The organism is Kitasatospora sp. GP30 (assembly GCF_029892145.1).
Taxonomy (GTDB): domain Bacteria; phylum Actinomycetota; class Actinomycetes; order Streptomycetales; family Streptomycetaceae; genus Kitasatospora; species Kitasatospora acidiphila.
In genome coordinates this window covers 210,754-230,304 of record NZ_JARZAH010000002.1, presented here as the reverse complement: position 1 = coordinate 230,304, position 19,551 = coordinate 210,754, and the positions used below count along the sequence as shown (strand labels likewise).

At 72.9% G+C, this 19,551-nt stretch carries 18 protein-coding genes and 3 tRNA genes; 12 read left to right on the top strand and 9 right to left on the bottom strand.

Annotated features, from left to right (window positions below; genetic code table 11):
- Positions 1–49 precede the first annotated feature (49 nt).
- On the top strand, positions 50–844 hold the full coding sequence (locus P3T35_RS04330) for a phytanoyl-CoA dioxygenase family protein (protein WP_280704248.1): 795 nt from the start codon (positions 50–52) through the stop codon (positions 842–844).
- On the opposite strand, the gene P3T35_RS04325 is transcribed toward P3T35_RS04330, so the two are convergent.
- Entirely contained in the window at positions 841–1,611 is a 771-nt protein-coding gene (locus tag P3T35_RS04325) for a pirin family protein (protein ID WP_101384983.1), read from the bottom strand. The genes P3T35_RS04330 and P3T35_RS04325 overlap by 4 nt on opposite strands.
- A 189-nt stretch (positions 1,612–1,800) precedes the next feature.
- Here P3T35_RS04325 and P3T35_RS04320 point away from each other — a divergent pair, with 189 nt between their 5' ends.
- From P3T35_RS04320 to fabF, 5 genes are all read left to right on the top strand, one after another.
- Positions 1,801–2,970, top strand: coding sequence for a helix-turn-helix domain-containing protein (locus tag P3T35_RS04320; protein WP_101384984.1), 1,170 nt, complete (start codon positions 1,801–1,803; stop codon positions 2,968–2,970).
- 95 nt (positions 2,971–3,065) lie between these two features.
- Positions 3,066–4,010: an ACP S-malonyltransferase gene (locus P3T35_RS04315; protein ID WP_101380160.1), complete on the top strand. Its 945-nt coding sequence runs from the start codon at positions 3,066–3,068 to the stop codon at positions 4,008–4,010.
- Positions 4,007–5,044 carry a beta-ketoacyl-ACP synthase III gene (locus P3T35_RS04310; RefSeq protein WP_101380161.1) on the top strand — a complete coding sequence of 346 codons (1,038 nt, stop codon included), beginning with the start codon at positions 4,007–4,009 and terminating at the stop codon, positions 5,042–5,044. Before P3T35_RS04315 ends, P3T35_RS04310 begins: the two co-directional genes overlap by 4 nt.
- Before the next feature lie 87 nt (positions 5,045–5,131).
- Positions 5,132–5,380, top strand: a complete 249-nt coding sequence (locus tag P3T35_RS04305; RefSeq protein WP_101380162.1) for an acyl carrier protein — start codon at positions 5,132–5,134, stop codon at positions 5,378–5,380.
- An 82-nt stretch (positions 5,381–5,462) separates the two neighbouring features.
- Positions 5,463–6,728, top strand: coding sequence for a beta-ketoacyl-ACP synthase II (gene fabF, locus P3T35_RS04300; RefSeq protein ID WP_101380163.1), 1,266 nt, complete (start codon positions 5,463–5,465; stop codon positions 6,726–6,728).
- Between the two features lie 51 nt (positions 6,729–6,779).
- On the opposite strand, the gene P3T35_RS04295 is transcribed toward fabF, so the two are convergent.
- Positions 6,780–7,274, bottom strand: a complete 495-nt coding sequence (locus P3T35_RS04295; protein ID WP_101380164.1) for a DUF3145 domain-containing protein — start codon at positions 7,272–7,274, stop codon at positions 6,780–6,782.
- 416 nt (positions 7,275–7,690) lie between these two features.
- Positions 7,691–8,713, bottom strand: coding sequence for an NADP-dependent oxidoreductase (locus P3T35_RS04290; protein WP_101380165.1), 1,023 nt, complete (start codon positions 8,711–8,713; stop codon positions 7,691–7,693).
- A gap of 107 nt (positions 8,714–8,820) precedes the next feature.
- Here P3T35_RS04290 and P3T35_RS04285 point away from each other — a divergent pair, with 107 nt between their 5' ends.
- Positions 8,821–9,267 (top strand): MarR family transcriptional regulator, encoded by a 447-nt coding sequence (locus P3T35_RS04285; protein ID WP_101380166.1) that lies wholly within the window; start codon positions 8,821–8,823, stop codon positions 9,265–9,267.
- A 6-nt stretch (positions 9,268–9,273) separates the two neighbouring features.
- On the opposite strand, the gene P3T35_RS04280 is transcribed toward P3T35_RS04285, so the two are convergent.
- Both P3T35_RS04280 and P3T35_RS04275 read right to left on the bottom strand, forming a co-directional pair.
- Positions 9,274–11,925: an HAD-IC family P-type ATPase gene (locus tag P3T35_RS04280; RefSeq protein WP_101380167.1), complete on the bottom strand. Its 2,652-nt coding sequence runs from the start codon at positions 11,923–11,925 to the stop codon at positions 9,274–9,276.
- A complete protein-coding gene (locus P3T35_RS04275; protein ID WP_101380168.1) occupies positions 11,918–12,274 on the bottom strand; it encodes a metalloregulator ArsR/SmtB family transcription factor in 357 nt (118 codons plus the stop codon). Before P3T35_RS04275 ends, P3T35_RS04280 begins: the two co-directional genes overlap by 8 nt.
- A 187-nt stretch (positions 12,275–12,461) precedes the next feature.
- Between P3T35_RS04275 and P3T35_RS04270 the strand changes: the two genes are divergently transcribed.
- The 3 genes from P3T35_RS04270 (at position 12,462) to P3T35_RS04260 (ending at position 16,354) form a co-directional block, all read left to right on the top strand.
- On the top strand, positions 12,462–14,192 hold the full coding sequence (locus tag P3T35_RS04270) for an FtsW/RodA/SpoVE family cell cycle protein (RefSeq protein ID WP_280704241.1): 1,731 nt from the start codon (positions 12,462–12,464) through the stop codon (positions 14,190–14,192).
- A gap of 181 nt (positions 14,193–14,373) precedes the next feature.
- The gene (locus tag P3T35_RS04265) at positions 14,374–16,008 is read left to right on the top strand and encodes an LCP family protein (RefSeq protein WP_101380169.1); all 1,635 of its coding nucleotides are present in this window, start codon (positions 14,374–14,376) and stop codon (positions 16,006–16,008) included.
- Between the two features lie 61 nt (positions 16,009–16,069).
- Positions 16,070–16,354 carry a hypothetical protein gene (locus P3T35_RS04260; protein ID WP_101380170.1) on the top strand — a complete coding sequence of 95 codons (285 nt, stop codon included), beginning with the start codon at positions 16,070–16,072 and terminating at the stop codon, positions 16,352–16,354.
- A gap of 165 nt (positions 16,355–16,519) precedes the next feature.
- Here the strand turns inward: P3T35_RS04260 and P3T35_RS04255 are convergent, their stop codons facing one another.
- Together P3T35_RS04255 and P3T35_RS04250 are read right to left on the bottom strand one after the other, a co-directional pair.
- Entirely contained in the window at positions 16,520–16,837 is a 318-nt protein-coding gene (locus P3T35_RS04255) for a hypothetical protein (protein WP_218976670.1), read from the bottom strand.
- A 263-nt stretch (positions 16,838–17,100) separates the two neighbouring features.
- A tRNA-Ile gene (locus P3T35_RS04250) sits at positions 17,101–17,174 on the bottom strand.
- 159 nt (positions 17,175–17,333) lie between these two features.
- Between P3T35_RS04250 and P3T35_RS04245 the strand changes: the two genes are divergently transcribed.
- Together P3T35_RS04245 and P3T35_RS04240 are read left to right on the top strand one after the other, a co-directional pair.
- The gene (locus tag P3T35_RS04245) at positions 17,334–18,185 is read left to right on the top strand and encodes a hypothetical protein (RefSeq protein WP_101380172.1); all 852 of its coding nucleotides are present in this window, start codon (positions 17,334–17,336) and stop codon (positions 18,183–18,185) included.
- Between the two features lie 117 nt (positions 18,186–18,302).
- Positions 18,303–19,067: a trypsin-like peptidase domain-containing protein gene (locus P3T35_RS04240; protein ID WP_101380173.1), complete on the top strand. Its 765-nt coding sequence runs from the start codon at positions 18,303–18,305 to the stop codon at positions 19,065–19,067.
- 89 nt (positions 19,068–19,156) lie between these two features.
- Here the strand turns inward: P3T35_RS04240 and P3T35_RS04235 are convergent.
- Positions 19,157–19,232, bottom strand: a tRNA-Asn gene (locus P3T35_RS04235).
- Positions 19,233–19,268: 36 nt separating this feature from the next.
- Positions 19,269–19,341: transfer RNA gene (locus P3T35_RS04230), tRNA-Asn, on the bottom strand.
- Positions 19,342–19,551: the final 210 nt, after the last annotated feature.

The following is a 19,551-nucleotide window of genomic DNA, read 5'->3' as shown; positions in this document are numbered from 1 at the left end:
GCACACAATTCGATTGCCGCGGGCAACCTCCGCACCGAGAATCACGGGCGTGCGACATGTGCTGACAGCTGAAGAGATCGACCGGTTCACCACCGCCGGGTTCGTCCGGCTTCGGGACGCCTTCCCGCGTGAACTGGCGGGCGAGTGCCGGGAGTTCCTCTGGCAGGAGACCGGCTGCGACCCGGCCGACCCGAGCAGTTGGACCGAACCGGTGGTCCGGCTCTGGGGTTACGGGAGCGAGCCGTTCCAACGGGCCGCGACCACCGAGCGGCTGCACGCAGCCTTCGACCAGCTGGTCGGCGAGGGGCGCTGGGTGCCACGCACCGGTCTTGGCACCTTCCCGATCCGGTTCCCGCACCCCGCCGACCCGGGGGACACCGGCTGGCACCTGGACGCCAGTTACACCCCCGACGGCGAGAACGGCTACTGGCTCAACCTGCGGTCCCGGGGGCGGGCCCTGCTGATGCTCTTCCTGTTCTCCGACGTGACCGAGGCGGACGGCCCGACCCGGATCAAGGTCGGCTCCCACCTGGACGTGCCGCGCTATCTGGCGGAGTACGGCGAGCGGGGCGTCGACGGCTTCGAGCTGTGCGCCCGGATGGACCGGGACGGCCGGCTGGACGCGCCGGACCGGGAGACCGCGCCGGCCACCGGGCGGGCCGGGGACGTCTATCTGTGCCACCCGTTCCTGATCCACGCGGCCCAGCCCAACCGCGGCAGCACCGCCCGCTTCATCGCCCAGCCGCCGCTGGTCCCGGTCGGCCCGCTGGAGCTGGACCGGGCCGACGGCGCCCACTCGCCGGTCGAGCGCGCCGTCATCCGCGGTCTCCAGCCGGCCGACTAGCCGTACGTCAGGCCCGAGTGCATCTCCCAGAGCAGCAGTTGGGCGCCCTGGTCCCCGGCCATCGGCGCGGCGAACGCCTCCCCGGTGATCCGCACGCTGTCGCCCGGGTCGAGCGAGCGCCCCTGGCCGCGCGGCCCGGGGATGGTGCGGTAGCCGAGCGAACCGGCCGTCAGGTGGGCGTAGCGGTAGGGGGCCTCGGGCAGCTCGGGCAGTGCCTGCTGCGGTCCGGCGGTGACCAGCCAGAGCGCCGCGTCCGAGCGCCGCAGCCGCAGCGCCTCGGTGTCGGCGTCGCGGGTCATCCCCGAGGCCAGCAGGGTCAGACCGTCCCCCTCCGGCACCCGGCGCAGGCCGTAGGCGGGGTCGGTCCCGAAAACGTCCGGCTGCAGCCACATCTGCACGAACCGCACCGGAACGTCGGCCCCGCCGACGTTGCGTTCGGTGTGCGCCACGCCGGAGCCGGCGCTCAGGTACTGCACCATGCCGGGGCGCACCACCCCGGCGTGACCGTCGGTGTCACGGTGCGCCAGCGCGCCGTCCAGCACCCAGGTGAGGATCTCGGTGTCCCGGTGCCGGTGCTCGTCGAAGCCGGCGCCGGGGGCCAGGGTCTCCTCGTTGCACGCCAGTAGCGCGCCGAAGTGCAGGTTCTTCGGGTCGTAGTGCTCGGAGAAGGAGAACGCGTGCCGGGTCAGCACCCCGGCGGCGGGCTCGGAGACATACCGCTCGGCGGTGCGGCGCAGGTCGGCCCGTGGGCGCGAGGGGTCGGTCACCTGACCCACCGTAGCGGGTCAGGTGCGGGGGGCGTGTGCGGGCACCCTACGCGGTGAGGCAGTCTTGTCCCTGTGCCAGACCCGTCAGATCCACCCGAACAGCAGCCGTCCCCGAAGGCCACCCGCCCGTCGGGCCCCCGACGCGTGCGCCAGACCGCGACCTCCGGCGGCACCGCCGTGGAGCGACGACTGGCCGCCGAGCGCGCCGAGTTGCGCGCCGCCACCCTGAAGCGCCTGGAGAAGGCGTCAGGAAAGCTGGCCACCGCGGCGATCGCCCGGATGGACGACCAGCTGGGCTGGTACCGCCGGATGCCGCCGGAGCACCGCTCCTGGATCGGCCTGGTGGCCCAGGCGGGCATCGCGGCCTTCACCGAGTGGTACCGCCACCCGGAGGCCAAGCAGGCGATCAGTACCGATGTGTTCGGGACCGCCCCGCGCGAGCTGACCCGGGCGATCACGCTGCGTCAGACCGTGGAGCTGATCCGCACCACCATCGAGGTGATGGAGGAGGCGATCCCGGAGGTCGCGGCGCCGGGCGACGAGGACGGCATGCGCCAGTCGGTGCTGGTCTACGCCCGGGAGATCGCCTTCGCCACCGCCCAGGTGTACGCCCAGGCCGCGGAGGCCCGTGGCGCCTGGGACGCCCGGCTCGAAGCCCTGGTGGTGAACTCCCTGCTCTCCGGGGACGCCGACGAGGGCCTGCTGTCCCGGGCCGCCGCGCTCGGCTGGGGGCAGCCCAGCCAGGTGCGGGTGGTGATGGGCAACGCACCGGACGGGGACAGCGAGGCGGTGGTGGAGGCGATCCGCCGGGCCGCGCGGCACGCCCGGCTGCAGGTGCTGACGGGGGTGCTGGGCAAGCGCCTGGTGGTGGTGGTCGGTGGCGACAAGGAGCCGGTGCACGCGGCCCGGGCGCTGATCGGCCAGTTCGCGCCCGGCCCGGTGGTGGTCGGCCCGACAGTGGGCGACCTGCTGTCGGCGACCCGCTCGGCGCACGCGGCCGCGGCCGGCCTGCGGGCCTGCGCGGCCTGGCCGGACGCGCCGCGGCCGGTGCTCGCCGACGACCTGCTGCCCGAGCGGGCACTCGCCGGCGACCAGGTGGCGCGCCGCCAGCTGGTGGAGGAGATCTACACACCGCTGGACGAGGCCGGGTCGGCACTGCTGGAGACGCTGAGTGTCTACCTGGAGCAGGCCTCCTCCCTGGAGGGAGCCGCCCGGATGCTCTTCGTCCATCCCAACACCGTGCGCTACCGGCTGCGTCGTGTGACCGACGTCACGGGGTACGCCCCGTCGGACGTCCGTTCGGCGTTCACTCTGCGTATTGCGCTTGCGCTCGGCCGACTGGAGTCCGCCGCGGACTGATTTTCCCGTCCTGTAGAGACTCCACAATCCGAGGTGCTTTTCTTCGTTACCGTCGCCTACCCGTCCTCGGGGGTCGGGCGAGAGAGGGTTGAACCGTGCTCGTTATCGTCGCCCCTGGACAGGGTGCTCAGTCCCCCGGAATGCTCGCTCCCTGGCTGGAGCTGGACGGCGTCGCCGACCGGCTGCACGGCTGGTCGGAGGCGGCCGGGATCGACCTGGTGCACTACGGCACCAAGGCTGATGCCGAGGAGATCAAGGACACCGCCGTCGCGCAGCCGCTGCTGGTCGCGACCGGCCTGATGACCGCCCGGGCCCTGTTCCCGGACGAGGAGCAGGCCCGCAAGCTGGTCGGCGCGGTGGCCGGCCACAGCGTCGGCGAGATCACCGCTGCGGCGCTCGCCGGGGTCTTCGACGCCGATGACGCCCTGACCTTCGTGCGCGAGCGCGGCCGGGCGATGGCCGAGGCCGCCGCGGCGACCGCGACCGGCATGATCGCGGTGCTCGGCGGCGACCCGGAGGAGGTCGCGGCCAAGCTCGCCGAGCACGGCCTGGTGGCGGCGAACAACAACGGTGGCGGCCAGATCGTGGCCGCCGGTTCCCTGGACGCGCTGGAGGCCCTGCGGGCCGACCCGCCGGCCAAGGCCAAGCTGATCGCGCTCAAGGTGGCCGGTGCTTTCCACACCGACTACATGGCCCCCGGGGTCACCCGTCTGGCCGAGCTGGCGCCTACCCTGAGTGTGTCCGATCCGGTGACGCGCTACCTGTCCAACAAGGACGGCGAGGTGGTCGCCGGCGGCGCCGAGGTGCTCTCCCGGCTGGTCGCCCAGGTGGCGAACCCGGTCCGGTGGGACCTCTGCATGGAGACCATCGGACAGCTCGGCGCGACCTGCGTCATCGAGCTCGCCCCGGCCGGCACCCTCACCGGCCTGATCAAGCGCAACGTCAAGGGCGTGGCGACTCTGGCCCTGAAGTCTCCGGCCGACCTGGACAAGGCCCGCGAGCTGATCGCCGAGCACGCCACCGAGGAGCTCTCCGCATGACCGCAGTCCCGCAGATCCGTCCCACCACCGGTGCGGCCCACTCCCGGATTCACGGGGTCGGCGGCTACCGTCCGGTCCGCGTGGTCCCCAACTCCGAGGTGCTGGAGTGGATCGACTCCTCCGACGAGTGGATCCGCACCCGCAGCGGCATCACCGAGCGCCGCTGGGCCGGCCCGGACGAGTCGGTCGCCGAGATGTCGGTGCAGGCCGCCGGCAAGGCGATCGCCCAGGCCGGGATCACGCCCGACCAGATCGGCGCCGTAATCGTCTCCACCGTCTCGCACTTCAAGCAGACCCCCGCGGTCGCCACCGAGATCTCGCTGAAGCTGGGCTGCCCGACGGCGCCGGCCTTCGACATCTCGGCCGCCTGCGCCGGCTTCGGCTACGGCCTCAACCTGGCGGACGGCATGATCCGCGGCGGCAGCGCCGAGTACGTGCTGGTCATCGGTGTCGAGCGGCTCAGCGACATGACGGACATTCACGACCGCTCCACCGCCTTCATCTTCGGTGACGGCGCCGGTGCGGCCGTGGTCGGTCCGTCCGGCACCCCTGGCATCGGCAAGGTGATCTGGGGTTCGGACGCCACCCAGAAGGACCTGATCACCCAGACCGAGGCCTGGGACACCGCCTTCGCCAAGCCGGACGCGATCAACGGCAGCTCGGACGACGAGGCGCACTGGCCGTTCCTGCGGATGGATGGCCAGCCGGTCTTCCGCTGGGCGGTCTGGGAGATGGCCAAGGTCGCCCAGCAGGCCCTGGACGCGGCCGGGATCACCGCCGACCAGCTCGGCGCCTTCATCCCGCACCAGGCCAACATGCGCATCACCGATGCCATGATCAAGGCCCTCAAGCTGCCGGCCTCGGTGCCGGTGGCCCGCGACATCGCCGAGACCGGCAACACCTCCGCGGCCTCCATTCCGCTGGCCATGGAGCGAATGCTGCAGACCGGCGAGGCCAAGAGCGGTGACCTCGCACTGATCATCGGGTTCGGGGCGGGTCTCGTGTACGCGGCGGCAGTCGTTACCCTCCCTTAGGCACTTAGGCAACGCAAACGCCTTAAGTACCGTCAACTCGGCGCGTCGCACCCGTGAAGCGCCATCCACACAAGAGGAGCAGCCAAGATGGCTCACACCCAGGACGATGTTCTGTCCGGTCTCGCCGACATCGTCAACGAGATTGCCGGCATCCCGACTGAGGACGTCGCGCTGGACAAGTCCTTCACCGACGACCTGGACGTCGACTCGCTCTCCATGGTCGAGGTCGTCGTGGCCGCCGAGGAGCGCTTCGACGTCAAGATCCCGGACGACGAGGTCAAGAACCTGAAGACGGTCGGCGACGCGGTCGACTACATCCTCAAGAACGCCGCCTGATTCGGCGACCGGCGGGGCGGCCGAGCCGCCCCGCCGGACTCCCCTCCCCCAAGCCCCGCAACACGTTGAGAGAAGACAACCAGTGACCACTGAAAACCGCACCGTGGTAGTCACGGGTATCGGCGCCTTCACGCCGCTCGGCGGGGACGCCGCGTCAACCTGGGAGGGGCTGCTCGCCGGCCGCTCCGGTGTGCGCGCGCTGGAGGAGGACTGGGCCGCCGAGCTGCCGGTGCGGATCGCCGCCCCGTGCGCCGTCGAGCCCGCCGAGGTACTGCCCCGCCCGCTGCTGCGCAAGCTGGACCGCTCGGCCCAGTTCGCGCTGATCGCCGCCCGCGAGGCCTGGGCCGACGCCGGCTACGAGCAGGCGGCCACCAATGAAGCCTCTCCCCTCGACCCCGAGCGCCTCGGCGCCGTGATCGCCTCCGGCATCGGCGGCGTCACCACCCTGCTCGACCAGTACGACGTGCTGCGGGAGAAGGGTGCCCGCAAGGTGTCCCCGCACACCGTGCCGATGCTGATGCCCAACAGCCCGTCCGCCAACGTCGGCATCGAGGTCGGTGCCCAGGCCGGTGTGCACACCCCGGTCTCGGCCTGCGCCTCCGGCGCCGAGGCGATCGGCTACGCGATCGAGATGATCCGCACCGGCCGCGCCGACGTGGTGGTGGCCGGCGGCACCGAGGCCGCGATCCACCCGCTGCCGGTGGCCGCGTTCGCCAGCATGATGGCGATGTCCAAGCGCAACGACGAGCCGCTGCGCGCCTCCCGCCCCTACGACAAGGCCCGGGACGGCTTCGTGCTCGGCGAGGGCGCCGGCGTGATCGTCCTGGAGTCGGCCGAGCACGCGGCCAAGCGCGGCGCCAGGGTCTACTGCGAGGCGGTCGGCCAGGGCCTCTCCTCGGACGCCCACCACATCGCCCAGCCCGAGCCGACCGGCTCCGGCGTGGCCCGCGCGCTGGCCCAGCTGTTCGACAACACCGACCTGGACAAGGCCGCCGTGGTGCACGTCAACGCGCACGCCACCTCGACCCCGCAGGGCGATGTCGCGGAGATCAAGGCGCTGCGCAAGGAGCTCGGCGAGCACCTGGACCACGTGGCGATCTCGGCGACCAAGTCGATGACCGGCCACCTGCTGGGCGGCGCCGGCGGTGTCGAGACGGTCGCCACCGTGCTGGCCCTGCACCACCGGCAGGCCCCGCCGACCATCAACGTGGACGACCTGGACGACGAGGTCGACGCGGACATCGTGCGCTTCGAGCCGCGCGAGCTGCCGCAGGGCCGGATCGCCGCGCTGAACAACTCGTTCGGCTTCGGCGGCCACAACGTGGTGCTGGCCTTTCGCACCGTCTGACGCTCCCTCAGGGCGGCCTCCCCGAGCCGGGGAGGCCGCCCTGACGCTTGCTCAGACCACCTGGTGCAGCCAGCGCACCGGCGCGCCCTCCCCGGCGTAGCGGAACGGCTCCAGCTCGTCGTCCCAGGGCTTGCCGAGCAGCCGGGCCAACTCGGCCTCCAGGTCGCTGCCCTGGCTGCGGGCGCGCACCAGCACCGCGCGCAGCCGGTCCTCGGGGATCAGGATGTCCCCGTGGACGCCGGTGACGGCGTGGAAGATGCCCAGGCTCGGGGTGCTGGAGTAGCGCTCGCCCTCGGCGCTGCCGCTGGGCTCGCTGGTCACCTCGTAGCGCATCAGCTGCCAGCCGCGCAGCGCGGAGGCCAGCTTGGCGGCCGTGCCCGCCTCCCCCTGCCAGGAGAGCTCGGACCGCCACTGGCCGGGGGCGGCCGGCTGACGGATCCAGTCGAGGTTGACCCGCGCACCGAGCACGCCCGCCACCGCCCATTCGACGTGCGGGCACAGCGCGCGGGGCGCGGAGTGGATGAACAGGACGCCACGTGTCGTCACCGGGACCTCCAGGCTGTGGACGAGAGTCGCCTTCCCCAGCTGCCTCGTGCCATCGCCGGTTGGTCGTGAACGCCACCTGGCTCGACGCCGCCCTCTTCTGCTCAGGTCAGTCGACATTCGGTCACTAACTTGAGCAAAACGGACAGCCTTCCATCATGGTAGTCAGATCCGCGAAGAGGTCTACCCCTGATCGGGATCTCTCCCCCGAATGGCCGCATCGGGTGGCAGTACGCCGCTGCGGCCACGCTATCGCGGCCCCTGACCTGGGAACTGACGGTCCCTCGGATCTGCTGGGCATTCGCCGACGGGGGTCGCGCGACACAGCGGCGCGCGCCCCGACCACCCTCCCCCAGCCTCCGGCCGGGGGACCCCCTCGCCGGGCCATCGGGGCGCGCGCGTTCGACTCTGACGCCGGGTCAGTCCAGCGCGACCACCATCTTGCCGGTGTTGCCGCCGCGCAGCAGGTCGATGAAGGCGTCCATGGTGTGCTCGATGCCGGTCACCACGGTCTCCTCGTAGCGCAGGCTGCCGTCCGCCAGCCAGCCCGCCACCTCGGCGGTGAACTGCGGCCGCAGCGCGGCGTGGTCGTTCACCAGCATGCCCTCCAGGCGCAGCCGCTTGCCGATGGCCAGCGCCAGGTTGCGCGGGCCGACCGGCCGGCCGGTCTCGTTGTACTGGGCGATGGCGCCGCACAGCACCGCCCGGCCGCGCACGTTGAGCGCGCCGATCGCGGCCTCCAGGTGGTCCCCGCCGACGTTGTCGAAGTAGACGTCGATGCCATCCGGGGCGGCCTGCGCCAGCTGCTCGGCCACCGGGCCGTCCTTGTAGTTGAAGGCCGCGTCGAAGCCGTAGTCGTCGACCAGCTTGGCCACCTTGGCCGCCGAGCCGGCCGAGCCGACCACCCGGGCGGCGCCCTTGAGCCGGGCGATCTGGCCGACCAGCGAGCCGACCGCGCCGGCCGCGCCGGAGACGAAGACGGTCTCACCGGGCTTGAGCGCGCCGACCTCGAGCAGACCGGCGTAGGCGGTCAGGCCCGGCATCCCGAGCACGCCGAGGTAGGCGGAGAGCGGCGCCTGGGCGGCGTCCACCTTGGCGGCGTGCTCGGCGGCCACCGTGGCGTACTCGCGCCAGCCCTGCGGGTGCAGCACGGTGTCGCCGACCGCGATGCCCTCGGCGGCGGAGGCCACCACCTCGCCGACCGCGCCGCCGTCCATCGGCCGGTCCAGCCGGAACGGCGGGACGTAGGACTTCACGTCGTTCATCCGGCCGCGCATGTACGGGTCGACCGAGAGGAAGCGGTTGCGGACCAGCACCTCGCCGGGCCGGGGTGCCCGGACCGGCGCCTCGACCAGGGCGGCGTCGGCCGGGACCGGCCAGCCGTCGGGGCGGGCCTTGAGGTGCCATTCGCGGGCGGTGGCGGGCAGCGGCTGCTCGGCCATGGTGGCGCTCCTAGCGTGCGGGGGGAGGTACCTGAAAGGTTGACCAGGTCAAGCAAACCCTGGACCTGAAAGGTTCAGGATGTCAAATATTCAGGTAGCATGAATTCATGGAGAGCAACGAGGAGCAGCTCGACGAAGAGCAGCTGACCCGCGATGTGGTCGAACTGATGGCGGGACTGGTGGCCGTCTTCCACCGGGAGTACGAGGAGGCCGCCCAGGCCCGCTCGCTCACCGGCGCCCAGGCCAAGGTGCTCGCCCTGCTGCGCTACGGACCGCTGCCGATGCGGCGGATCGCGCAGACGCTCAGCTGCGAGCCGTCCAACATCACCGGCATCGTCGACCGGCTGGAGACCCGCGGCTTCGTCACCCGCGAGGCCGACCCGCAGGACCGCCGGGTCAAGCTGGTCGCCGCCACCGAGGCCGGCCGGACCGCCTCCGCCGAACTGCGCAGCTCCCTGCACTTCGCCCGCGAGCCGCTGGCCGCCCTCCCCCTGGAGGAGCGCCGGACGCTGCGCGACCTGCTGAACCGGATGCTGACCGGCGCCCAGGGCTGAGCCCCGTCAGCCGGCCTGCTGCCGCCGCCCGTCCCAGATCGCGAGCAGCCGCCAGAGCCGCCGGGCGGCCAGCAGCAGCACCCCGTAGCCCAGCACCACCAGCGCGAGCGGGACGACCGCGCCGACCGGCAGTGCCGCGAAGCCCAGGTGCGCCCCGAACGGCAGCTCCGGCAGCAGCACCCCCAGCACCGCCAGCGCCGCCGCCGCGCACCAGACCGGGCGCGGCGGCCGCAGCCGGGCCCCGGTCAGCCCGTACAGCGCCGGCAGGGCCAGCGCCTGGGTGAGCAGGTTCTCGGTGAACCAGGCGGTGTGGAACATGCCCTCCGCGTCCGGCCCGGCGAACCCGCCGGTGACCCGCCGCATCACCACGAAGAGCGCCACGTCGGCCACCGAGTTGAGCAGCCCGAAGCCGACCGCGAAGACCGCCAGCGCCCCCCAGCGCAGCCGCACCGGCCGGCTGCCGGGCCCGGTGGCGCGCCCCGAGACCGCGAACGAGAGCTGCGCCGCGTCGAAGCAGACGTTCTGCAGCAGCACCTGGGCCGGCAGCATCGGCAGGAACGGCAGCAGCACCCCGCCGGCCAGCATCGAGATCGCGTTGCCCAGGTTGCAGGAGAGCGCGATCCGCAGATAGGCGGCGACCCGGGCGACCCCCTCCCGGCCGGCCGCCAGCGCCCGGCCGAGCCGGGCCAGGTCGGTGCCGCCGAGCAGCACGTCCGCCCAGGCGCGGGCGGCGCCGACGGCCCCCGGGGTGGTGAAGCCGACATCCGCCGCCCGCAGCGCCGGCACGTCGTTGACCCCGTCGCCGAGGAACCCCACGGTGTGTCCGGCCCGGCGCAGCGCCCGCACCACGGCGGCCTTCTGCTCCGGGTCGCAGCGCGCGAACAGCGCCCCGCGGGCCGCCGCCGCGGCCACTTCGGCCTCGGTCAGCCCGGCCAGCTCGCTCCCCGCCACCACCCGGTCCACGGCCAGCCCGAGCTGCTCGCACAGCCGCAGCGCGGTGCTCGGGTGGTCACCCGTCAGCACGGTGAGGGCGACGCCGGCGCCGGACAGCTCGGCCAGCGCGGCGGCCGCGCCGGCCAGCGGTTCGTCCCGCAGGGCCACGAAGCCCAGCAGCCGCAGCCCGCTGAAGTCCACCGCGGTGCCCAGGCGCGGCTGCTCGGCCAGCGCCACCGCGAGCAGCCGCTGCCCGGCGGCGGCCTGCCGCTCGACCAGGGCCAGTGCGGCGGCGCGCTGCTCCTCGGGCAGCCCCGGGCAGCAGTCCAGCACCGCCTCCGGCGCGCCCTTGACCACCAGCAGCCGCGGGTGCCCGCCGTCGCAAACGCTGAGCACCGCGCCGGCGTAGCGCCGCACCGGATCGAATGGCAGCACCACGGGGGTGCCCCCGGCCGCCGGGCCCGGATCGTCCAGCAGTCCGGCCTGGTCCGCGGTGACCAGCAGCGCCTCGTCCAGCGGTGCGGCCAGCCCGGGGTCACCCGCGAGCAGCGCGGCCTCGGCGGCCAGCGCGGCCCAGCGCAGCGGCTCCTGGTCGGGCTCGCCGGCCAGGTCGAGGCCGCCGAGCACCGCGGTCTCGCCGCTGGTCAGGGTGCCGGTCTTGTCCAGGCAGAGCACGTCGAGCGCGCCCAGTTCGCCGATCACGGGCAGCCGGCGCGCCACCAGGCCGTCCCGGCGCAGCCCCGCACTCCCCCGGGCCAGCACCGCACTGATCACCAGCGGCAGCAGCTCCGGGGTGAGGCCGACCGCGGCGGCCACCGCGAACGGCAGCAGCGAGGCGCTCCAGCCGTGCAGCAGGGTGTCGGCCGCCACGGTGGCCGGGACGGCGGCGGCCATGAAGATGATCATCGCCCGCGCCGCCCGGCGAACCCCGCGCTCCACGGCCGAGCGCCCCGAATGGCGGACCCGGCCGGGCCGGTGTGCGGCGCCGAACCGGGTGTCGGTGCCGGTGGCGAGCACCAGCGCGGTGGCGCTGCCGGTGATCACGGTGCTGCCGGCGAAGCAGAGGTGCGGCTCCTCGAACGGGCTGGGCGCGGCGGCCGGCGGCGGCAGGTCGACGGCGGCGCGGTGCACCGGCTCGCTCTCGCCGGTCAGCGCCGACTGGTCCAGCATCAGCCCTTCGGCGCGCAGCAGCCGCAGGTCCGCGGGAACCGCGTCGCCGGCGGTGAGCCGGACCACGTCGCCGGGCACCAGCTGCTCGATGGGCAGTTCGCGGGCCAGCGGCTCCGCCTCGCCGGCCCGGCGCAGCACCGTCGCGGTGGTCGGCACCAGCGCCCGCAGCGCGGTCAGCGCGCTGGCGGCGCGGTGCTCGTCGGCGAGCCGCAGCGCGCAGGCGGCGGCCACCAGGGCGCCCAGTATCGCGGTGCTGCCCCAGGAGCCGATCAGCGCGCAGACCGCGGCCAGGCCGGTGAGCAGCGCGGTGAAGGGGTCGGCGAGGGCGGTGCGGATCCGGCGGAGCCGGCCGGGCCCGGGCTCCGGGAGCACGGTGTTCTCGCCGTACCGGGCGAGGCGGTCCTCGGCCTCCTGCTCCGACAGGCCGCGGGGTGTGGAGTCGAGCGAGCGCAGTGCCTGCAGCCGGCTCAGTCGGGCCGGGCCGAGCGCCGCGGGCACACCGTCGTCCGGTCGGCTGCGGGCCGGCCGGAGCTGGTGTGCCGCGCGCTCAGCCATCGCTGCTCCGCAGGCGCCGGACCTCGGCGAGCGGCGTCGCGGCGGCGTCCAGGTTCTCGACCATCAGCCGGACCAGGGTGGCCACCTGCGGGTCCTCGACGCCGTAGACCTGGCGGCGGCCCTCGCGGCGGTTGGAGACGATGCCGGCCAGCTTGAGCTTGGCCAGGTGCTGGCTGACCGCCTGCAGGGTGCCGCCGACCCGGTCGGCCAGGGTGCCGACGTCGGCCTCGCCCTGACTGAGCACCCAGACGATGTGCAGCCGCATGGTGGAGGCGAGCAGACCGAAGGACGCGGCTGCCTGCTGCAGCAGCTGTGGCGAGGGGTCGTCGAGCCTGCTCCAGCCCGTCATCCGTGCTACCCCTCTCCCTGTTGTGCGGCGGCTCAGTCTAGCCGCGCCGCCCCCCGGCGCGTAGGTCGCGGTACACGCCCCCTTGGTCTCGGGTCGGTGCCCCTTGGTCTCGGGTCGGTGACGGGGCCACCCGGCGCGGCATGCGAGAATTCGCCGGTCCAGTGTGCCGTGCCGGTGGGGAGTTCGTGTGATAGGCAGCCAACGGGCCAGCCAGCGTGCCGAGGGCCAACGCGGGGCCGACCGGCGGCGCAACATCGAGGCGGCGCTGTTGGCCTTCGCCCTCGCGATCTGCCTGTTCGCCTACATCGACGCCGACCTGGCGATGAACAACAAGATGCCGCCGGGGCTGCTGGTCTACGGGGTCTCCTTCACCGTGCTGGTGTTCGGCGCGCACCTGGTGATGCGCAAGTACGCCCGGTACGCGGACCCGCTGATCCTGCCCTGCGCGGTGCTGCTCAACGGGCTCGGCCTGGTGCTGCTCAACCGGCTGGACCAGTCCTACGCGATCATCCACTCCGCCAAGGGCGACTACCAGAAGCTCCCGGCCGCGCCCTCGCAGGTGCAGTTCCTCTTCATCTCGGTGCCGATCGCGATGGCGATGATCGCCTTCGTCAAGCACCACCGGTTCTTCCAGCGCTACGTCTACATCGTGATGGTCGGCGGGCTGGTGCTGCTGGCCGCGCCCGCCTTCTTCCCCGGCGACGACTTCGGCGCCAAGCGCTGGATCAAGGTCCCGGGCCTGCCGCAGCTGGAGCCGGACGAGTTCGTGAAGCTGGCGATCTGCGTCTTCTTCGCGGGCTACCTGATGATGAGCCGGGACGCGCTGGCGCTGGTCGGCCGCAAGGTCATGGGCATGAGCCTGCCGCGGATGCGCAACCTCGGGCCGGTGCTGGCGATCTGGGTGATCAGCCTGCTGGTGCTGATCTTCGAACGCGACCTGGGCACCTCGCTGATCTTCTTCGGCGTCTTCATCGTGATGCTCTACGTGGCCACCGAGCGGACCAGCTGGACGATCCTCGGCCTGCTGATGGCGGTCGGCGGCGCCGCGGTGGTCGGCTCCATCGAGCCGCACGTGCACGGCCGCGTGGTGGCGTGGCTGCACCCGCTGGACTACTACAAGGCGCACCACGACCCGGCGCTGATCTCCAACCAGCCGGCCGAGGCGCTGTTCAGCTTCGGCACCGGCCACCTCACCGGCACCGGGCTGGGCAGCGGCCGGCCCTGGCTGATCAGCTTCGCCGGCCGCAGCGACTTCATCTTCACCACGGTCGGCGAGGAGCTGGGCCTGGCCGGCGTCACGGCCGTGCTGCTGGTCTACGGGCTCTTCGTGCAGCGCGGGCTGAAGACCGCGATCGCGCTCTCCGACCCGTTCGGCAAGCTGCTCGCCACCGGCCTCGCCAGCGCGGTGGGGCTGCAGGTCTTCGTGGTGGTCGGCGGCGTCAGCGGCCTGATCCCGCTGACCGGCAAGGCGCTGCCGTTCCTGGCCGCCGGTGGTTCGTCGACGCTGGCCAACTGGCTGCTCACCGGGATCATGCTGAAGCTGAGCGACGCCGCCGGGCGGAACGAGCTGGAGCCGCAGCCGGAGTCCTCCGGCGTCATCGCGCCGCCCAAGCCGACCATCGCCGCGACGCCCGCCACCCCGGCCGCCGGGACGGTGCCGGGCCAGGGCGAGGCGCGCGACGACGACACCATGTACCTGCGGGCCACCCCGCGCGAGGCCGCCGCGCCCACCGCACCGGCCGCGCCCACCCCGCCGCCGTACGGCGCGCCGACGGTGCACGGCACCGCGAACCGCTCCGGCACCCCTGGCGGTGGTCCCGGCGGGCCCGGTACTCACGGTGTACCCGGCATGCCGGGGATCCCGGGCACTCCTGACATGCCGTCAACCGGCACGCAGCCCGACACTCCCACGTTCTGATTTCCTGCGCCGAATAGCCGCATCCTCCGCCAACACGGTTGTCGGGGGTATGCGGCATGCCCAAAACTTGCTAAATTGCGCAAGTGTGCAACCGGATCATTCGGCCGGACCGTCCTCCCGACTGGCCCCGGAGGAGCCGCCGGCCCACTGATCTGTCGGCAACCGCACGAAAGACAGCCCCATGACCGATCCCGAGGCCAATCCCGGGGAGCAGCACGCCCAGGACGGAGTAGAAACCACCAGCCTAAGTGCTGAACCGTCAGCTGCCCACCCACGGCGCCGCCGCCTGGCGAAGGTCGCCGTGCTGACCGCGGCTGCCCTGGTGCTGGGAACAGCCGGGGCCGGCTTCTGGTTCTACGAACGGCTCGACGGCAACCTCTCGATCTTCTCCAGCGCCGGCCTCTCCTCGCACCGTCCTCCTGACGGCCCGTCGGGCGGGGCCGGCAATACCCCGGTCAACGTGCTGGTGCTCGGCTCGGACAGCCGGGCCGACGGCAACAACGCCCTGGCCGGCGGCGACATCGGTGCGGGCAACTCCGACACCGCCATCCTGCTGCACGTCTACGCCGACCACCGTCACGCGGTGGCCGTCTCGATCCCCCGCGACGCCCTGGTGGACATCCCGCCCTGCCTGCTGCCGGGCGGCAAGTGGACCGAGCCGCAGCACGAGCAGATGTTCAACTCGGCGTTCTCGGTGGGCTCCTCCCCGACCGGCAACCCGGCGTGCAGCCAGAACACCGTGGAGACCATGACCGGACTGCGGGTGCACCACACCGTGGTGGTGGACTTCAAGGGCTTCGCCGCGATGACCAGCGCGGTCGGCGGCGTGCAGGTCTGCGTGCCCAATGACGTGGACGGCTTCGGGATCCACCTGAAGAAGGGCCTGCAGACGGTCAGCGGGCAGAGCGCACTGGACTTCGTGCGAGCGCGCCACGGGCTCGGAGACGGCTCGGACATCGGCCGGATGAAGCGTCAGCAGGCCTTCCTGGCTTCGCTGATCAAGAAGATCCAGGCCAAGGGCTTCGACCTGACCGCCCTGCTCCCGCTGGCCGACGCCGCCACCAAGTCGCTGACGGTCGATCAGGGCCTGGGCAGCCCGCTGAAGCTGGCCTCGTTCATCCGCTCACTGCGGTCGATCAAACTCGCCGACGTGAACTTCGTGACCGCGCCGTGGCAGTACGCGGGAGAACGGGTGGCGCTGATCCACCCGGACGTCGACACGCTGTGGACGCTGCTGCGCCAGGACCGCACCCTGAACGACCGCGCCGCCGACCGCCCGGGCAGCACGGCGGCCCCCACGGCCGGCCCGTCCGGCGACCTCACCGTGCCGATCGTGGTGCAGAACGGCAGCCCCGTCCCCGGGCTGTCGCCCCAGGTGGCGCAGTTGCTGCGGGCCCGCGGCTACCGCGACGTCGGCACGGACCCCAACGGGATCCAGCGCGCCCTCACGGTCGTCGAATACCCGGCGGGCAAGCAGGCGGCCGCCGAACAGCTGGCCCGGTACTTCCCAGGCGCCCAGGCCGTGGCGGGTCCGTCGGTCACCACCCTGACCGTCACCGTCGGCGCCGACTACGCCGCCACCCTGCCCAGCGAGTCCGGCAGCCCGGTCGCCGACGGCGACTCGCCCGACGCCACGGCGACCGACGGTCCCTCCGGCAGCCAGTCCACCGGCTCGGCGGCCGCCTCCACCCAGGGCTCGACCCGTGCCGTGGCCGGTGCCTCGACCGGTGCCTCGCCGACCGGGCTGCCGAGCGGCATCACACAGAACATCAGACCCGCCGACACCGACCCGTGCTCCGGCCTCAGCTACGGCTGAGCCGCCCAGACCCCGTCCCAAGGAACCACGAAGGACCCGATCGAAGGGAACAGCGCTGACCATGCCGTGGGGGGACCACCGGTCCGCCAACTCCGCAGACTCGCTGCGACTGGCCGCCGCCGTCGCCGAGATAGAAGGGCTGCACGCGGCCCTGCAGCACACCACCGACCCGGGCCGGCGCCGCCGCCTGCGCGCCGACCTGGCCCGCGCCGCCGCCCGGCTGGCCTCGCTGGCCGCCGCGCCGCCGGGCGCCATCCCGCAGCAGGCCCGGGGGAACTCGCGCCGCGGGCGCCGTCGCGCGGCCCTGGTGCGCGGCGCCCGCTGGCTGGCGGACCGGCTCGGCTGAGCGGGCCGGCCGCGCGCGAAGGGGCGGCGACGGGACCTGGAGTCCCGCCGCCGCCCCTCGGTCGGCCGCGCCCGGACCGGCGTCAGCGCCTCCGACGCCGGACCGGTGGGAGGCTCCGCCCGGCGGAGCCCTGCCATCCCCCGGCGGCCGCCGTTCGACGGCCCGTCAGGCCCTGAAGCTGCCCGCTCCCGAGACGTGCGTGCCGTACCCGGGCTTGAGCTGCCCGAGGGTGAGCGCGTTCTCGGTGAGCGGGATGGTGCAGAACGGGTCGGCGTAGACCGTGATGGTGGAGTCGGTCAGGTTGTCCAGCACATGCGCGTCCACCGGCAGCTTGATGCAGCCGCGCGGGTCCTTGTAGACGTCCAGCGGTCGGAGCTGGGTGCTGTAGACCACCACCTGACCGGAGGCGGCCTGAGCGGGCGCCGCGGCCATCCCGACCAGGGTGGCGGCGGCGAACAGTGCGGAGAGGGCCATACGTCGCATGTGACAAACGATCACACAGCGCCACTGTGCGCATACAACCCGGCGACGGAAAGATCATCCTTCTGGCGCAACGTCAGCGGCCCGCCTGAACCGGCTTCACCAGTCGCCCGTCAGCACCGGGTCATCGGAATGTCCGCCGTAGGGTGAATCTCGGCGTTGCGCACCGTGCCGCGGGCTCGTCGTGCCCTACAGTTTCGGTCGGGCTCTCCAGCCGTGTCGCCTGGCCAAGAACCCCTTCTCGGGGCCCGGACCTGCGTTCGGAGTAGGGCGGGTGGGACTCGAACCCACGACCCAGGGATTATGAGTCCCCTGCTCTAACCGGCTGAGCTACCGCCCCACTTCACCACGTGTACCTGCCACCACCGTGACTGGTACACCGCAGCACAGACGGCCCTGCTGGGCCGCCTCGGGCAGCATATCCGGTCGATCAGCCGTGGTGCTCGCCGGGGGCGTGCCATGAGCGCGCTCCCGGTCCCCGCGTCCGGCGAGGAGGCGTATGACGGTGCGTAAGGCGGTGCTCGCGGTGGCGCTGGCACTGCTCACCCCGGCGGCGGTCACGGGGTGCTCCTCCGGCAGCGCGCACGGCGGCGCGGCTTCGGTCGGCACGGCCCCGGCGAGCTCGGTGGCCGACGGCGACAGCGGCTGGAACCGGAAGCGCTTCCTGGCCGCCTTCGACAAGCGCAAGGGCACCACCCGCACCGCCTCCCCCACCGCGAACAACGGCCTGGTCGGCGCGGTCTTCACGCACGACACCGGCGGCGACCACTTCTGCACCGCCAGCGTGGTGGACAGCGCGGGCCAGAACCTGATCGTCACCGCGGCGCACTGCGTCTACGACCCGGGTGCGGGGCAGCGGTCCGACCTGGTCTTCGTGCCCGGCTACCGCGGCGGCGACGCGCCCAGCGGGGTCTGGCCGCTGGGCGCCATCACCGTCGACCCGAGCTGGGCGAACGGCGGCAACCCCGACCTGGACGTGGCCTTCGCGATCGTCGAGCCGCAGGGCGGCAAGCAGGTGCAGCAGGTGCTGGGCGCCAACAGGCTCGGCATCAACAAGGGCTACCAGCTGCGGGTCCGGCTGACCGGATACCCCAGCAGCCAGGACGTACCGATCACCTGCATGAACCTCACCAGCCAGCAGAGCGCCACCCAGCTGCGGATCGACTGCCCGGACTACAGCGGCGGCACCAGCGGCAGCCCCTGGGTCACCGGCTTCGACCCCGGCACCAGGACCGGCACGGTGGTCGGCGTGATCGGCGGCTACCAGGAGGGCGGGAACACCCCCGACACCTCGTACAGCAGCTACTTCGGGGACGCCGTCCAGGCCCTCTACAACCGTGCGACCAGCTGAAACACCGAATGGGTTCGCACCCTGCCAAGCCTGGCGCAGAACCGGGCGGATTTGGTAGATCTTGGGTCAGACATGTGGGCGCGGCGCGCGCCACCAGGCCCGAGAGGTGGAACACGGATGGCGCGGCGGCTGCGCGGCCGGGTGGCGATCGGCGCTGCCGCGGCCGGACTGGCGGCCGGTACGGCGGGCTGCGGGGCCGGACTCGACCCGCCGCACCCCGCTCCCACGGTCACGGCGGTGACCGCCGTCTCCAACGGCGTGAACGATCGGATCGGCGTGCTGCAACTGCCCGACGAGGGCAACGCCCGGTCCTGCACGGCCAGCGTGGTGGACAGCCCGGGCCGCAATCTGCTGATCACCGCCGCGCACTGCGTCTACCAGACCGGCGACGGCCCGGTGCCGGGGCTGGCCTTCGTCCCCGCCTACCGGAACGGCTCGGGGCCGCTGGGCAGCTGGGCGGTCTCCAAGGTGACCGTCGACCAGCACTGGCAGGACGACGGCGACCCGGAGTACGACGTCGCGTTCCTCACCGTCGAGCCGAACAACGGCCGGCAGATCGAGGACGCGGTGGGCGGCGGCAGCCCGATCGCCGTCGGCCGCGGTTTCGACCTCCCGGTGACCGTCACCGGCTACCCGGCGGACCACGAGGAGCCGATCACCTGCTCGGCCCGGACCACCTCTCAGAGCGCCACCCAGGAGGAGTTCGACTGCGCCGGCTTCTCCGACGGCACCAGCGGCAGCCCGTGGCTGACCGGCGACGGGCAGCTGGTCGGGGTGATCGGCGGCTACCAGCAGGGCGGGGACAGCCCGGACATCTCCTACAGCGTCAGCTTCGACGACCGGGTCAGCGCGCTCTTCCAGCAGGCCACCCAGCCGGCGTGACCGGCATTCGGCGCGACCGGCGGGAGGCAGCCGGCCGGCCGGAGAACGGCGAATGCCCCCCGGCGCGGGCCGGAGGGCATTCGGCGTGGTGGCTCCCCCAATTGGACTCGAACCAATAACCTGCCGATTAACAGTCGGCTGCTCTGCCAATTGAGCTATGGGGGATCGCACAACCAGGCGTCCGCAGGACGGCTGCCTGAGCTCCCGCATTTGGACTCGAACCAAAAACCTGCCGGTTAACAGCCGGCTGCTCTGCCAATTGAGCTATGCGGGATCGTCTGTTCCGCCGCGCGCACCGCTCGGTGCTCGCTGCGGGACATACATTAGCGCATCCAGGGGGGTGGTCCGCCAATCGCTTCCCCCGCTTCAGCAGGTGAGGGGGCACCCCGCCGGTCGGCGCACCCCGGTTGGCGGCGGGCGCGCAGGGCGCGGGATGCTGGGTGAACCGCCGGGTAACTTCCGGGGTTCGCCGGCGGCCGCGACG

Coding starts and splice junctions, on each gene's coding strand:
- P3T35_RS04280 (WP_101380167.1), bottom strand. CDS start 11,925: ATGGCTGAGCGCGCGGCACACCAGCTCCGGCCGGCCCGCAGCCGACCG.
- P3T35_RS04290 (WP_101380165.1), bottom strand. CDS start 8,713: ATGGCCGAGCAGCCGCTGCCCGCCACCGCCCGCGAATGGCACCTCAAG.
- P3T35_RS04285 (WP_101380166.1), top strand. CDS start 8,821: ATGGAGAGCAACGAGGAGCAGCTCGACGAAGAGCAGCTGACCCGCGAT.
- P3T35_RS04260 (WP_101380170.1), top strand. CDS start 16,070: ATGCCGTGGGGGGACCACCGGTCCGCCAACTCCGCAGACTCGCTGCGA.
- P3T35_RS04310 (WP_101380161.1), top strand. CDS start 4,007: ATGACCGCAGTCCCGCAGATCCGTCCCACCACCGGTGCGGCCCACTCC.
- P3T35_RS04240 (WP_101380173.1), top strand. CDS start 18,303: ATGGCGCGGCGGCTGCGCGGCCGGGTGGCGATCGGCGCTGCCGCGGCC.
- P3T35_RS04265 (WP_101380169.1), top strand. CDS start 14,374: ATGACCGATCCCGAGGCCAATCCCGGGGAGCAGCACGCCCAGGACGGA.
- P3T35_RS04275 (WP_101380168.1), bottom strand. CDS start 12,274: ATGACGGGCTGGAGCAGGCTCGACGACCCCTCGCCACAGCTGCTGCAG.
- P3T35_RS04255 (WP_218976670.1), bottom strand. CDS start 16,837: ATGCGACGTATGGCCCTCTCCGCACTGTTCGCCGCCGCCACCCTGGTC.
- P3T35_RS04305 (WP_101380162.1), top strand. CDS start 5,132: ATGGCTCACACCCAGGACGATGTTCTGTCCGGTCTCGCCGACATCGTC.
- P3T35_RS04245 (WP_101380172.1), top strand. CDS start 17,334: ATGACGGTGCGTAAGGCGGTGCTCGCGGTGGCGCTGGCACTGCTCACC.